Origin of the sequence: Mesorhizobium sp. WSM3224, from assembly GCF_000427725.1 — a bacterium.
Classification (GTDB): domain Bacteria; phylum Pseudomonadota; class Alphaproteobacteria; order Rhizobiales; family Rhizobiaceae; genus Mesorhizobium.
This window is the reverse complement of record NZ_ATYO01000053.1, coordinates 1-14,459: the sequence shown is the minus strand read 5'-3', so window position 1 is coordinate 14,459 and position 14,459 is coordinate 1. Positions and strand designations below refer to the sequence as shown.

The following is a 14,459-nucleotide window of genomic DNA, read 5'->3' as shown; positions in this document are numbered from 1 at the left end:
AGGTCAGCTTCGTCGGCAAGCAGCGGCCGTCAAAGATGGACAAACTGACCGCCAGGCGCGAGCTGCTGGATGAGATCGAAGTCAATGGTGTTGGCCGTGAGCAGAGGCAGGCCGGCCTGCGCGGCGGTGAGATAGATCAGCGCATCATTGAGGCATTCCTTGCGTTGATGTTTCTGGAAATTCTGGGTTCGCGACAACGTACCGGCAATGACGCCGGCATCGATCCAGATCTGATGGTCGGGGGTGAGCACGCGGCTGTCCGGGATACTGCCGAAGAGGGTGACGTAATGATCCCGGACCGGATGCCAGTCCGGCCTTGCCGGATCGTAATTGGCGACACCAGTGGCGAGTTCGCCCAGACACACCGAGCAATGAAACAGCAGCGAGCGGTCGAGCAACCGCCGCGCCATATCCGTCAGGGTTCCGGCCGCGGCCATGATATAGATATTGCTGTCCGGCACCAAAGTCGGCCGCCCGGTTGAGCCTATATCCGCAACGCCGACAAGTTCGTCTTGCGCTCTCGGTATCAGCTGGGCGCGGCGTCGTTCTGGCTTGTAGCGCCGCAGCGCGGCGCGCAGGTCAGAACTCAAGCGCGTGGCCCGGCCCGAGCTTGCCGTAGGTGCGCTTGAGGAAGGATGCCACCGGATCAGGCTGGGCCAGTGTGGCCAGCGCGAGGATACCGAGAGCGGTCGGGGAATCGATCCCGCTTTCTCGCTTGGCGGCTTCGACCAAAGCTTTCGGCGCACGGAAGGAGAGATGTTCCGTCTTGTCGCCATCCAGCAGACCGGCGCGGCGCGCGTCCTCAATCGCCACGGCCGCCGTCGATCGGCTCGCGGATTGCCTGGTTGCAGAGACTTTGCTTTCCCCCCGCTTCAGTACGCGCGCAGTCGCCATGTTCAACTCCATCTGCTTGTGTGCAAGATAGAGCGCATTGTCACACAAATCAAGATGTGCCGTCCGTGATAGGACGTACTCGACCAGGTGGTGCGTAGGGGGCTGGCAGGCTGCCTGTCTTGGCGGACGAGGGCGAGTGTTTATCCGCTGGCGCGGTTAGCCCGATCCTGGTGCACGCGTGTCGATTTCCGTCTGATCGAGAAGGCGTGCGTTTTCCAGGGAGGTCGAGAAGCGGGCGCAGCCGCCGACGAGATGGCCGCTCCAATAGCTGTGGTCCTTCCTGGTTCTCGCCAGGAGCTTTCACGACCCTTGGTGCAGCAGTTCGCTACTGTCGATCATGCGCAGGTTCATGTCGGCAGGCGTCTTGATGAGGAGCTGAGCATTAAGGACCCGCAGGTCGCGCGGCTCAGTGCAGGCCAGCCAGGCGCGAAGCTTGTAAAGACCCGGCTGAAGGTCAGCGCCAAAGATGAAGGAGACGGTCTTTTGTTCCTTGGCAGGCATCGGGATTTCGCCATGCTGGGAGCCGATCGAGCGATCTTCCAGCCACAGCGAGGCTATGCAGCCTGGGTTGGTGAAAACATTGGAACCGGTGGTGGCGCGGTATTCGACAGCGAGTTGCGTGCGTCCGGGTTCCGTGACCTTCAGCCAGCCCTGGAGTTCGACAGAAGTAAGGCCGGTGTAGAGCACACCGCTGCGGGACAGTTCGCTGAGCGGAATGGCGCCGCCGCTATAGACAAAGCTGCCGACACTGTCGGCCGGGATCTCGGAGAGTTTTGCCTTCTCGGCCGGCGCAACGCGGGCGATGGCGAGCGCGCCCCGCTTGTAGCCTTGCGCACCCCCTTCGGCGGAGGCCTGCTTGTTGGCGCCATCGTTGCCGGTGGCGGGGAGGCTATCGTTGCGGTTTGACGACTGCTGTCCGGGAGTGCCGAGACGCTCGATCAGCGAATCGAGTTTTTGCTCGATGCGGTCCAACTGCTGCTGCGTCGCTGCCTGCTTGTCTTGTGCCAGGGCAAAGCCGGAGCCCTGAACGAAACTCAACGCTGCGATCGCAATGCCGAGCGCCAGTGCGCCGATGCTTTTCCTTTGCATCATGGGGATGATCCTTCCTTCGGCACGGTTCCAAAACTATCACGTGGCGCGGGCGCCACTTTTATCCCTTGCAGCGGCCGGCCTGGAGCGACGGCGGGGGTCTCGTCGTGAGCCGGCTCTGACGACGATCCGGGCGCGGGTGGTTCCGAAATCCGCGACCCTTCGGCCGAAGACGCATTGCCCTGTTGGAAATTATCCGGAGCCGTCGCCGGGGCGGCGCCGGTCGTGGGGCCGTCGCGACGGCCGGCGATATCCTGACCGAAACTGACAGCCAGAAAGATCAAAGCCAGAACGGCGGCGATCGTGGCATAGCGAAACAGCAGATCGTGTTTGAACAGGGTGGGAACAAGTTTGAGCCAGCGCGAAAACTTCGCGCGCATCGAGGCGAGCAGCGTTGCGCCGATCATGGACCTGCCCCCTGCTGCTCGTGTGTCGCCATGGCTGTTTCGATGTCATGTGGCTCGATGGTGATAATGGCGTCGCGGCCGGTATTTCCGACACCCTTTGTCGCGAGGCGCATGGCCTGCGCCTCGCGCGTGCCTTCCCAGAGCGTGCGGATTGCGCGGGCATTGCCAAAATCGTCTCCACGCTCCGCTTCCATGCGGACGCAGGCAAGGTTGGCGTGGTCCTCGGCTGCGGCGTCGAGCACAAAGCCTTCACGGTTGGCGAGGTTGCGAAAAATCCCCGCCAGCTCTTCAGCCGAATAGTCCTCGAACATTATTGTCCTGGTGAAGCGGGATCGCAGGCCGGGATTTGAATCGAGGAAGCGGAGCATTTCGCCAGTGTAGCCGGCTACGATGACGCAAAGCCGGTCGCGATGGTCCTCCATGAGCTTGAGCAGGGTTTCGATCGCCTCGCGGCCAAAATCGTTATTTTGTCCCTCGGGGGCCAACGCATAGGCTTCGTCAATGAACAAGACACCGTCGAGCGCTGCCTCGATCGCCTCTCGAGTCTTGATTGCCGTCTGGCCGACATAGCCAGCGACAAGCTGGCTGCGGTCGACCTCGACGACATGGCCGGATCTGAGCAGGCCGAGGGCGAAAAGAATCTCGCCCATGAGTCGCGCCGCCGTGGTTTTCCCGGTGCCAGGATTGCCGAGGAAGATCAGATGCAGACTTGGGGGTGCAGCGTTGATGCCGTGGCGGCGACGTTCCTGCTCGGCCTGCAGCACCGCGACCAGTTTGCTGACCTCCGCCTTGACGGAGCGCCATCCGATCATGGCGTCGAGTTCGGCCAGCACCTCATCGAGCGGCCGATGTTTTGACCTCCGGATGGGAAGAGCGGATTTGGTTTCGACGTCTCCCCGAGCGTTCCCCTGCAAAAATTTCCGCGATACCGGCACGCCATATTTGTCGGCATGCACCAGCCGCCAGCCCATCACGGTTATCGCGACGACAAGGATGACGCCGGAATAGGCTTCCAGCAGAGCGAGCACGACGATCAGGACGGCAAGACCAAGGATGATCGGGACCAGAACGCGCTGCATCTCTTGCCGCCTCAACTCGACGCGGCTTGCGGCGCGAAACGGTTGCGCTCGACCTTGGCGACCATTTCGGGGCGCCGGAAATAGATCGCGCGGCCGCAGCGCAGTGGTTTTCTGCCCTGGACGAAGACGAATTGCTCGTCGGCCCTGGCGTCGGCGAGGATTTCCGACACCGTCGCCAGCCTTCGGCCGCGTTCGGATTTTTGTTCCGAAGCGCCGGTGGAGGCGGTGCCGATCTCGAGCGGCCTTGCGCTTTTTCCCCGATTTTTTGTCTCGGAGCTCAGCACCACGCCGTGTTCGCCGAGCGCTTCGGAGACAGCGCGCGCCTGTTCGAGCGAGCCTATAGCGGCGTAGGATCGCCAGGATGCGCTTTCGAACCAGGCGCTCTTGCCGCCGTCGCCCCACTGCTCCTTGAGCTGGCCTTCGGACTGATAGATCATGACGAGCGTGATGCCGTATTTGCGGCCGGCGTCGCGGGCGCGGGCCAGCGAGGTCATGTAACCGAGGCGTGCGACCTCATCGAGCAGGAAGACGACACGTCCGCCGGGTAAAGTCCCGTCGGCCTCGTAGACGGCGTTGAGCAGGGATCCGACAACGACACGGGCCACTGCCGGCGTCGATTCCAGCACCTTCATCGGGATGTTGATGAAGAGGTCGAGCTTGCCGGAAACGAAATCGCGCGTCCGAAAACTGTTGCCCGACACCAGTTTTGCATAGGCGGGATTGGTGAGCCATTCTGTCTGCTCGCTCATATTGCCATAGACGCCGGAGAACGTCTCGGCGACCAGGCCCATCAGCTGGCCGGCGAGATGTTTTCCGCGATGCGAGGAGGAGTGTTCGTGGATGCGCTGAAGCTCGGCCCGCATCGCCTTTTCCGGCAGCGCAAGCCGTTCGGCCAGCGTGACGAGGTTGCGTTTGTCATCGGGCAGATTTTTGTCGAACACGATGTCGGAAAGCAGGGCCTCGACAATTGCCTTGCCACGGCCCTCGAAGAAGGCCTTGCCGGAGGCGCCGTGCGGCGCGTCACGGGTGGCGGTGTGTTTCTCGCCGCAGATCCAGTCGACGACCGAGCGGATGTCGCCGTCGATGAGGGGAGAGCCTTTTGCCAGCCAGTCGAGCGCATTGAAGGCGCCGGTTCCCTTCATCGGGTCGATCGATACGGCGCGCCGGCCCATGGCCGTGCGCGCGCTGGTCAACATCGGCGCCAGTTCGGAGGAAGGATCGAAGGTGACGATCGGGCCGCGCCAGGTGAGCAGCGTCGGCACGCAGACGGAGACGGTCTTGTAGGCGCCCGATCCGGCGAAGACGAGACCGTGGGTGCCGCCCCAGGACAGGTCGAAAGTGAGCAGCGGCGACTTGCCGCCCTTGCCCCATGTTTTTTGATCGCGCGGATCGAATTGTTGTCCCCGCCGCGCCGGCGCATCCTGGTCGACGCGGTAGGCTTCACCGATGACGACGCCGCCGAGTGGGTTGGCTGTCGACTTCGCCGAACCGCCGAACAGGTTTAGCCCCTCGGCGATCGCCATCCAGTCGGCATGGCCAAAGATGTCGGACGATGCGCGTTCGACCGGCTTAACGTCGCGGGCGCGCAGTGATTTGCCCATCAGCATCCTGCTGCCCGCCATGATGGCGAGAAAGCCGACAACGGTAGCGTAGAGGACGGACATGTCCGCCGTGTTCAAAATGGTGAACCATGAATAAGCCGGTCGGAGTGCAATCAGCCGTGTCGCCTCTGGCCAGGCTGTGAGTAGTGTGGCGGCGGCCATACCAAGCACGCCGGCGATCGCCGTCAACGGCAGCGCCAATCCGGTTCGGCGCAAAAGCAGCGCGGCGCTCATGGTCGCGGCAGGACCGATGAGCGCGATCGACGGCCATGCGGAATAGGCGAAGCGGTAGGGGATCGAGGAGACTGACAGGCCGCCCAGATACCAGCCGATCAGCAACTCGGCCCACAGCTCATGGGCATAGCGCCAGGCAGGGTACCATATGACGAGCGGCAGGATTGCGACGGCTGCCTTGAACAGCGTCTTGACGAGATCGTAGGACAGCCGCCCGAACATTTCTGGCCCCCCGCGTCAGCGCTATGACCGGTCGGATTTGCGGCCGCGATCCCGCTCCCGATCGGACTCTGCCGTGGAATGAACGCGCCGCACGCTGCCGCCCTGCTCCGCGGCAAGGGCTGCGACGACATCGTGATCCGCCAGGCCTTCCCAGTGCTGCATGACTTTGTTCCAGCGCAGGCCGGCGCCACGCAGGCGGGTCGCGAACGGGGTCGGCAGCGGAGCGGGGAAGATGACGGTCAACGGTTCGTTTGTTGCGTCCTTGCCGACGGTGTCCTGATCGAGCGCGGCTTTGCCGGCCTTGGTCCAGTCGGCGAGTTTCGCTTTGTCGCGCACGCTCTCGGCGAGCGACAGCAGCCCGCCATAGAGGGCGGCTTCCTCAAGATCGATCAATCCGGCCCGTTCGATGAGGGTTCCGGCTTCGACGAGGCGGCGGGTACGCTGCTTGCGTTCGTCCGCCTTGAGCCTGGCTTCCTGCTCGGCGAGCTTGGCCCGCTGCTGCTCCAGGCGGCTCATGCGTTCGGCAAGCGAGGTGCGGGCCATGACGACAAGCTCCGTGTTTTATCCGTCGCCAAGCCCGACGGGATTTTGCCAGTCGAAGCGAGGCTCTTCAACCCTCTTTTGTATGCGCAGCCGGGCTGCAACTAGTGCGGCCTGCGGGTCCGCGGTCACTGGATTCTGCCAGCCTGCCACTGCCTTGGCTACACGCGGCGACGGTATTTGTGCAGACGCAATATGCATTCTTCGAATGCTTGCTTGCGCCGATGTGGGAGTGATGGCATCCTGCGGCAATGGCCATCGCTTTCGCCCGCGCCCGCTACATTTCCCGCTCGGACGGCGGCAGTGCGGTCCGCTCCGCCGCCTATAACGGCCGCGAGGCGATCAAAGCGCAGCGCACCGGCGAGGTGTTTTACTTCAAGCACCGCGAGGCGCCGGACCATCACGAGGTGCTTTTGCCGGATGGCGCGCGGTCAGAGCTGGCGTCGAGCGATGCGCTGTGGAACGCGGCCGAGGCTATGGAAAAGCGCAAGGACGCGCAGCTGGCGCGTGAGCTCGTTCTGGCGCTGCCGGCCAATCAAGAGCTTGATCATGACGACCGCGTCGAACTGGCGCGGTCATTCGCGTTGGAGCACTTTGTCTCGAAGGGGCTGGCGGTGCAGCTCGACGTCCATGCGCCGCATGGGGCGGAAAGCGAGGGCGAGCGGGCCAATTATCATGCGCATTTGTTGATCACGACGCGGCGGCTTGGGGAGGACGGGTTTTCTGCCAAGAAGGCGCGGGATCTCGACCCCGTCATCAAGCGGGGAGGGGGGCGCGCGATCGTGGCGGAGGGTGAAGCCTGGGGTGTGCTGTGGCGCGATCACCAGAACCGGTACTTTGCCGAGCAAGGCCTTTCGATCCGCGTCGATGCCACGAGCGCGGTGCCGCAGGACCATATCGGTCCGCTCAGAATGCGGGTGCCGGATGCAGAGGCCAATGTGCGGGCCGAGCATATCAGGCGGGCGAACGAAGAAGCCGCGCGCGATCCGGAACATGTGCTGGCTGTGCTCACGCGCAACCAGGCGAGCTTTTCCGAATTCGATCTCGACCGGCATCTGAAAAAGCACATCCGCGATGAGGGCGAACGCGCGGAGGTGAAGGGCAAGGTGCTCGGGCGTGATGATGTGCTGGCGCTGCATGACCGGGAGACTGGCGAGAGCGCGGGCCGCTGGACGACGCGGGCGGTGCGCGATCAGGAGCGGGAGGCGCTTGGTGATGGGCGGCGCGTCGGGGAGGGGCGGCATCGGGATGTGGGAGAGGGTGTCAGGCAGCGCGTGGCGGCAACGCGGGAACTGCGTGCGGATCAGCTTGCCGCCTTCGATCATGCGACTGGGTCTGGCGGGCTGAAAATAATCGAGGGGCGGGCCGGTACAGGAAAGAGCTTTGCGCTTGGCTCCATTCGCGAGGCGCATGAGGCGGCGGGTTATCGGGTTGTCGGCCTGGCGCCGACAAACGCCGTGGCGCAGACGATGAAGGAGGACGGGTTTGCGCGCTCATCGACCATTCATGCCGAACTGTTCCGGCTGAAGAATGGCCGTGTTCAATGGGACCGTCGTACGCTGGTTGTCATCGACGAGGCGGCGATGATGGACGCCAAGGTGACCGGCGAGGTGTTGCGCGAAGCGCGGCTGTCGGGCGCCAAAATTGTGCTGGCCGGCGATGATCGGCAGCTCGGCTCGATCGAGCGCGGCGGGCTGTTCACCGAACTGAAGAAGGAGCACGGCTCGGCCGAAATCAACGAGGTGACGCGCCAGAGGGTCGACTGGCAGAGGGAGGCGGCGCGCGATTTGTCCGACGGGCGCTTCGAAGACGCGCTGCGCGCTTTCGCTCGCAACAAGTCCGTCATCTGGACATCGAAGCAGGACGAGTTGCGTGAAAAGCTGGTCGCGCAGTGGGCGAAAGACTCATCGACCGATCCCGCGGCCTCGCGGTTCGTGTTCGCCTACACAAACAAGGATGTCGGTTCGCTCAATGCGGATTTGCGAGAAGTCCGTCGTGAGCGCGGCGAACTCGGCGAAGATTTTTTGTTCACCACCAAGCATGGCGTGGCGGCGTTCGCGGTCGGCGATCGCGTGCAGTTCACTGATACGCTGAAGGGCGCTGGCATCTATAACGGCAATGCCGGCGTCATCACCCGCATTGACCGCAACTTTGGCCGGATCAGCGTCACGCTCGACGCGGCGGCCGGTCGGGAAGGGCGGCGTGTCGAGTGGTATGCGTCAGAGTTCAACGGTTTCCGGCATGGCTACGCCGGCACCATCTACAAGGGTCAGGGCAAGACGCTTGACCACACCTACTTGATGCATACGCACCACTGGAGGGCTGCCTCAAGCTATGTGGCGCTGACCCGGCAACGTGAAAGCGCGAAGATTTTCGTCGCGACCGAGACGGCACGGGATCTGCGGCAGCTTGCGCGGCAGATCGGTCGCAACGAGATCAAGTCCGCCTCACTCGCCTACGCCACGCTCGACGAGTTGACGCCACAACAGCGCAGGAATGAGGCGCGGAGGATCGAGAAGGAACAGATGCCGGTAAGAGAGGATTCGGCGGCAGCGCAGACGCTGGCGAGGACGGAGAGGGCAAGGGAAAATCTGCGCCGAGGGGAGCACGGCGGAGTTGGACCCGCTTCAGGAGATGACGATGCTGCTGCTCAACGGGAAGATGCTTCGGCGCTGCGCCCGAAGGGGGGATCAATCGAGCTGTCCGAATCTGCGGGAGACGGCGCTTCGAGGCCGAAGGGGAAAGAACGCCGCCCGGCGAAGGACGAAGCCCGGAAAGCGCGAGCGACAAGCGGGAATGATGTTTCCGCCGGCGCCGCGTTGGAGACCAGAACCGGTATTCTCATTCCGGCTTTCGACGGGATGGGCGCGGATGGCATCCGGCGCGACAGTCTTGGGCGCGGTCTCGATGACAACAGCATCGCGTCGGCGATCGCCGGTAACGCCGATGTGCGGCGCGAGCGTGCCGATCGAACAATCTATATCCAGACGGCTTACCGAAATACCAAGGCGGCCGCTGATCGTCTCGAGGCAATCATCGCCAATGACGGCCCTACGAGCGCCGCCCGCCGTGTGTCTTCCGATCCGACCCAGCTAGGCGAGCTGCGCGGTCGCGAAGGATTTTTTGCCGGAGCTAAGGCGCGTCAAGAACGTGAGACGGCAATGAGCGCAGCTGCGGCGATCGGGCCGAACATTTTGCGGGCGGCCGAGGCCGAAAGCCGCGCGGCACAGAGCTATCGGGCGGATGTCGAGCGTCAGATGAAGGCTGATGCAACCATGGTGCCCGATGTATCGGATCGGGCAAAAGCAGCCCTCGACGCGGTTGCGTCGGCGAAGGACGACAACGCCAAAGCCGAAGCCTGGCGAAAGATCGAAGCGGACAAGGACATGAATCGCGAAGTTCAGGATTTCAGACGAGCCGTGGAAACAAGGTTGGGAGAGGATGGAGCGCGCGCAATGCTACGCGCCTCAGCCGATGGCGCCGCCCTCGAGCTTGCTTCCGTTCCGAAGGCGCAACAAAGTGCGCTGGAGGTTGCCGGCAAGCTGTACGCGACAGCGCGCGAGGGCGAACGCGAACATGCGCGACAGGCCGGAACTGAACGTCTGTCCGCACGGCAAACGGAAGGGGCCAGGCTGAAGCCGTGACCAGCGCTCCTTTCCGGCTGCACCCGGCTGTCCAAAGCTTCGCCATGACGGCAGGCCTACGCGAGTCCGGCGAACCTGCGCATTGTAGCCAACCCGATCCGCGCCACATGAACATCGACCGGCGGCTTTTTCCAGAGTTCGTTGTACAGCAGTTCGAGGGTCCAGTAGCCTTCATAGCCGGTCGACAGAATGGCTTTCCAATATTCCGCGAGGGGGGATAACTCCGTCGCCTGGCAGCATGCGATCTCCGTCGCCCAATTCGGCTTTCGGCAAGTCCGGGACATCGGTGACGTGGACGCCGACGATTTCTGCTCTACTTAGGGCAGCCAATTCAACGACGGACACGCCGCGGAAATGGCGAAATAAGTCGACATTCACGCCCACTGCGGCCTCGCCGACGAGCTCACGTGTCGCCGCGTCTCATCAACGAGGAAAAGAAGCCGGTGGTAGAAGTGGCCCACCTCCTGAAGGTGCATCGCGCGACCCTCTACCGGCCGCTCGAAAGCGTGGAGATATGTCCAGCAGCGCCTTTGTCGAGTGGATGAAGATCATGGAAAATGGCCGATCACACACCGGGCAATGCCGGCGATCTGCCGGGCTTACGGTAGAGGGAAGGATTGTACGGCAGTGGACTTCAGCTTGATCTCATGATGAAATTCTGTTTCCAACCTGCAAGGAAAGGAGAGAAATATGTTTCGTTATCTAGCGCGCCGTCATGATCGCAACCACATCTTGAGATCACTACAACGCCAGAAGCGTATCGGCCACAGGTCCATAGGGTTTGCTTATGACACCTCTTTGGCGTTCGCAGTTAACGAGGCAGGGAAAGAATATGCTAGCGGTGGTGAATTGGCGCTCAGGGAGATTTCCGAGGGAGAGCTGTTTTTCTCCCCGATTTTGCCCCCGGAGCCGTTAAGAGAAGAAGAAAGTAGTGTTACTTTTCAATCTGATATCACAACTGCAGATGAAGAGAACAATACGTTTGAATGCCTAGTTACCGACAGCGGCTCGAAAGGTCATGCACTTGTTGTGTTTCATCATTGGTACGCGCGTCATCGTTACTCAGCGTTCTCTAAGTTCTTTGCTGCACGAGGCATAACAGTTATTGAGGCTACCCTTCCATATCACTTTGGCCGTGGTTCCGGCGACTATTCCGAGGAAAATTTTTTTAATGCGAATTTGGGACGTACCATCCGGTCGATGAGACAGGCGGTATTGGATGGCCGTAAGATTGTTCGTTGGCTTTATAGTAAGGGGTATTATAAAATCTCCGTTGTGGGCATGTGCTTAGGTGGCACGGTTGCTGGCCTGATCGCTAGCAAGGAGGACAAGGTTGATAAAGCGGTTCTCATGGTACCGCCAATGAGCCCTGCTGATCTTGTCTGGACTGCGGAGACCATGAAGGCATTACGTGGTCGTATTGAATCGGTCATGTCACTCGAAGAGTTGAGAACCGCTTGGAGTCGAATTAACCTAGAGATGCATACGTGGGGTCTCACACGTCCTCACCTGGATATGATGTTCGTGCTTGGCAAGAACGATACGATCGCACGTCCAGAAGCTACGGATCGCGTGCTAGAGACATTGACGAAATGCAATCGTTCGCCAGAGGTCCTGCGTCTCAATTGTGGACATTCGTCTGTTGGGATTTTCCCTTACAACATAATCGCAGCCAGGAAGGTGCTGCGATTTTTGAAAGAAACTCCGACCTTAGCGGAGCTCTGGGATATTCGTGGGTTTCGCTACGACTTTAGCGAAATTTGAGCAATAATGAGGATTCGACGAACTTTCCTCTACGACCAATAGGCCCGCGCAGTCCCTACTATGAAGGCAGCCGGCTGTTCCCCCACGGAGCAGCTGGCGACGGATTCTCCGGCGCTAGAAAAGCGACGCGGCTGCCAGCTTCGGCATCTCAGGGCACGAACGCGGTCTTCGGAAAGGTTTCGCGCACGCGCGACACCGCGAACGCGCCGGCAGGCAACGGCCGAAGCAATTCTTGTCCGGACAAACCCGATCCAGCCGGGCCATCCGCTGATCTCGACGCAAAACGGCCATTTGGCGCCCAGTTATCATTTCAGCCGGTCTTCGCGCATGACGTTGTAGAGAAGCAGCCCAGCCATCAAGGCCACGATGGCGCCGCATGTGCCCCGATGCGCGACGAACTCATCGAAAGGCCCGGCAGCGGCTGGGCGCAGCGATGGTGTGTGTGAAGACCAAGCCGGCCCACTTGCGACCCTTGCCCGGAGTCTACGAACTCGAGCCGGAGCGCGAACGGAAAGAGGCGTACCGGCCAAAGGCCGAACAGCGGTCCATTCTGGCTACGGAGAGGCTTAAGCAAGCGATCGGTAGTTCTGCGCTGGAGACGGCGCGCGCCGAGCGGCGGCGAAGAACGCGCACTGGCGGGGCTGTTTACCGCTAAACGCTTGTGTGTCAACTTGAAATCGGTAATACATCTGTCGAACAGAAGTTCCAGTTGCCGTTGCTGCAGCAATCTAGTTGGCGTCCTCTTCGGTAAGCGCCGATATGACTGAGCATAAGCGCGATTAAACCTTGGGGATATTGAAAGATATTGACTTTTCTCTGGTGATGTCAAAGCGATTTAGAGACGCGACATCGCCGGCAAGTTAGAGATGCGACAGTGACGTGCCGCCTGGCACCGACGCAAGCGCCCGATCGGGCGTCAGCTGGTGGGGGTTGCGCAGCCCGATCGGGGGCGGTTAAGCCAAGCTCCCCGGCTTTAGCTTTGAGAGCCTGTCAACGACATGAATGGGGTCCGGCCCCTTGCGGACATTCGGCCTGCCATGGCAGCTTGCGATGGTGACCCAGCCCATTCCGATACACGTTTTCCGTGCTCGTCAATTCGCCAAGAGCGAGACGGTCGTGACCGCTGCGCCAATTGATCTCGTCGTCTCGGTATTTGGCGGTGGCGGAATGAAAGGCGAGCAGGGGCTTGAAGCTGCCTTTGGAGGCTCGGCTTACTACCGCGATGAAGCGACCGAAGAGGCTTATCTCGCCGTTTGGGGAGCCCGGAACGGTTCGCGCTTCCGGAGGAAGCTGCGTGAGAGCGGGGCAACCCTGCAAACCGTCAGCGGCGAACCGCCAGCCCGCCTTGTCTGGTATAACAGCGGCCAGAAAGGACATCGTCCGAAAGTCCGTTAGCCACCCTTCTGGCGCAAATCTCATTCCGCAGCTTCCAGCCTTGCCAGCGCCTGTTCACGCCGTGCGATGACGGCGGGATCGTTCATGAAATCCGTCCTCTTGCCGGGCTTGCGGCCGCGCTTCACATAACCGTTGCCCTGGCTGCCGTCGGGAATGCCGAACATGTGGTTCGCCTGGCCGGTGCGGCGCGGCCCGTGCTGGCTGCGCTGAAGATCGCGGCCAGCCTGCATCTCGGCCACCATTGCAAGCGCTTCGTCTAGGCGCTTGTTCTCGACAATCTCCGATCTGTGAACCGAGCGCAGCTTGTCAAATGTCCTGTAGGGAAGGGACGTGCTGCCATCCATGATCTCAAGCCGGCCGTCGGGATAATCGCAGACCACCACCTTCTTGCCGGCCAGGCTCTTCGCAAAGGCGCTCGGATCGAGGATGAACAGCACCTTGTCATAGCGCAGCGTCAAGGCTTGCGACAGCGTGCGGAACTCCTTGCGACACATGGCGCTGTCCAGATTCTCATGCTCGGCGAGGGGACGGTGCATGTCCTTCGGATTGCGCGGCTGCTTGCCGAAGCGGAGATTGAAGTCGGCGGCGAACTCCGCCGCATAGGCATTGGCCGCCTCGATCGTGCTGATTCCGCGCAGGCGCAGCTCCTTCACAAGCCGGTCTTGCAGCGTCTGGTTGGCGCGCTCGACGCGGCCCTTGGCCTGCGGGCTGTTGGCGCAAATGATGTCGATGTTCAGTTCGTACAGCGCACGGCCGAACTGCGTCAGGCCAGTCGTTCGATCCTTCTCCGAACCATGCGTCGTGCGGAAGACGCCATGTTTGTCGCTGTAGAAGGAGATCGGTTTGCCCCATTCCTGCAAATACGCCTTCGTGGCGATCAGATAGTCGAACGTGTTCTCGGAACCGGCAAAGCGCAGATGCAGCAGCTTGCCGGTCGCGTCATCGATGTAGACGAGCAGGGCGCATTTGGGACCGCGGTTCTCGAACCACCAATGGTGCGAGCCATCGATCTGCACCAACTCGCCGAGGCAGTCGCGCCGGCCCCGTGGCTGGTGAAGCTGCTTCTTGCGCTCCCGGCGCGATGTCCAGATGCCGGCTTCCGTCATCCATTTGCGTAGCGTCTCGGTGCTGACGGCGATCTGGTGCCACTCAAGCAGCTTCTCGCGGGCAAGCGTCGGGCCGAAGTCCCGGTAGCGATCGCGCACCAGATCCAATGCGGTGTTGCGGAAGTTCTCATCATGGCGGCGATTGCTCGGTCGGCCGCGCTTCTTCGAGGCCAGGCCGCCGGCGCCGTCCTGGCCATAGGCCTGCAACAGCCGGTGAACCTGACTGCGGCTGAGATGAAGGAGCTCAGCCGCCTGGACGACGCTCAGCCGTCGGTCGCGGATCTTCTGGATGGCTTCGAGACGATGCAGCTCTTTTTGCGACAAGGTGACCAAAGGCATGACGGCTCCGCAATGGGCCTGGTCTCACGCCAGGCTCTGTGAAGTCGCCAGCCTTCCTTTCCAGCTTCATGTTGACCAGTCTCGGAAGCAGGAAGTGTCGCATCTCTAACTGGGGCAACTGTCGCATTACTAAATGGCTGCTACA

At 61.6% G+C, this 14,459-nt stretch carries 11 protein-coding genes; 3 read left to right on the top strand and 8 right to left on the bottom strand.

Features of this window, described 5'->3' with window-relative positions; all coding sequences use genetic code 11:
• Nucleotides 1–29: 29 nt before the first annotated feature.
• From YU3_RS0133430 to YU3_RS38915, 7 genes are all read right to left on the bottom strand, one after another.
• Nucleotides 30–461, bottom strand: a complete 432-nt coding sequence (locus YU3_RS0133430; protein WP_245273730.1) for a type II toxin-antitoxin system VapC family toxin — start codon at nt 459–461, stop codon at nt 30–32.
• A gap of 118 nt (nt 462–579) precedes the next feature.
• Nucleotides 580–894 (bottom strand): hypothetical protein, encoded by a 315-nt coding sequence (locus tag YU3_RS0133425; protein ID WP_084508471.1) that lies wholly within the window; start codon nt 892–894, stop codon nt 580–582.
• Nucleotides 895–1,194: 300 nt separating this feature from the next.
• On the bottom strand, nt 1,195–1,986 hold the full coding sequence (locus YU3_RS0133420) for a hypothetical protein (RefSeq protein WP_027170234.1): 792 nt from the start codon (nt 1,984–1,986) through the stop codon (nt 1,195–1,197).
• Nucleotides 1,983–2,390, bottom strand: a complete 408-nt coding sequence (locus YU3_RS0133415; RefSeq protein WP_027170233.1) for a hypothetical protein — start codon at nt 2,388–2,390, stop codon at nt 1,983–1,985. Before YU3_RS0133415 ends, YU3_RS0133420 begins: the two co-directional genes overlap by 4 nt.
• Nucleotides 2,387–3,469 (bottom strand): AAA family ATPase, encoded by a 1,083-nt coding sequence (locus YU3_RS0133410; RefSeq protein ID WP_027170232.1) that lies wholly within the window; start codon nt 3,467–3,469, stop codon nt 2,387–2,389. The genes YU3_RS0133415 and YU3_RS0133410 overlap by 4 nt, the downstream gene beginning before the upstream one ends.
• 11 nt (nt 3,470–3,480) lie before the next feature.
• Nucleotides 3,481–5,526 carry a type IV secretory system conjugative DNA transfer family protein gene (locus tag YU3_RS0133405; RefSeq protein WP_027170231.1) on the bottom strand — a complete coding sequence of 682 codons (2,046 nt, stop codon included), beginning with the start codon at nt 5,524–5,526 and terminating at the stop codon, nt 3,481–3,483.
• Nucleotides 5,527–5,547: 21 nt separating this feature from the next.
• Complete coding sequence (locus YU3_RS38915) at nt 5,548–6,069, bottom strand: conjugal transfer protein TraD (RefSeq protein ID WP_051334202.1); 522 nt, start codon at nt 6,067–6,069, stop codon at nt 5,548–5,550.
• 248 nt (nt 6,070–6,317) lie between these two features.
• Between YU3_RS38915 and YU3_RS0133395 the strand changes: the two genes are divergently transcribed.
• The 3 genes from YU3_RS0133395 to YU3_RS0133370 all read left to right on the top strand — a co-directional run bounded on the left by YU3_RS0133395 (nt 6,318) and on the right by YU3_RS0133370 (nt 12,869).
• Nucleotides 6,318–9,710 carry an AAA family ATPase gene (locus YU3_RS0133395; RefSeq protein ID WP_027170230.1) on the top strand — a complete coding sequence of 1,131 codons (3,393 nt, stop codon included), beginning with the start codon at nt 6,318–6,320 and terminating at the stop codon, nt 9,708–9,710.
• Nucleotides 9,711–10,400: 690 nt separating this feature from the next.
• Nucleotides 10,401–11,474: a dienelactone hydrolase family protein gene (locus tag YU3_RS0133385; protein ID WP_027170228.1), complete on the top strand. Its 1,074-nt coding sequence runs from the start codon at nt 10,401–10,403 to the stop codon at nt 11,472–11,474.
• 1,050 nt (nt 11,475–12,524) lie between these two features.
• Nucleotides 12,525–12,869 carry a hypothetical protein gene (locus YU3_RS0133370; protein WP_036259349.1) on the top strand — a complete coding sequence of 115 codons (345 nt, stop codon included), beginning with the start codon at nt 12,525–12,527 and terminating at the stop codon, nt 12,867–12,869.
• A 20-nt stretch (nt 12,870–12,889) separates the two neighbouring features.
• Here the strand turns inward: YU3_RS0133370 and YU3_RS0133365 are convergent, their stop codons facing one another.
• Complete coding sequence (locus YU3_RS0133365; protein WP_027168525.1) at nt 12,890–14,314, bottom strand: ISNCY family transposase; 1,425 nt, start codon at nt 14,312–14,314, stop codon at nt 12,890–12,892.
• Nucleotides 14,315–14,459: the final 145 nt, after the last annotated feature.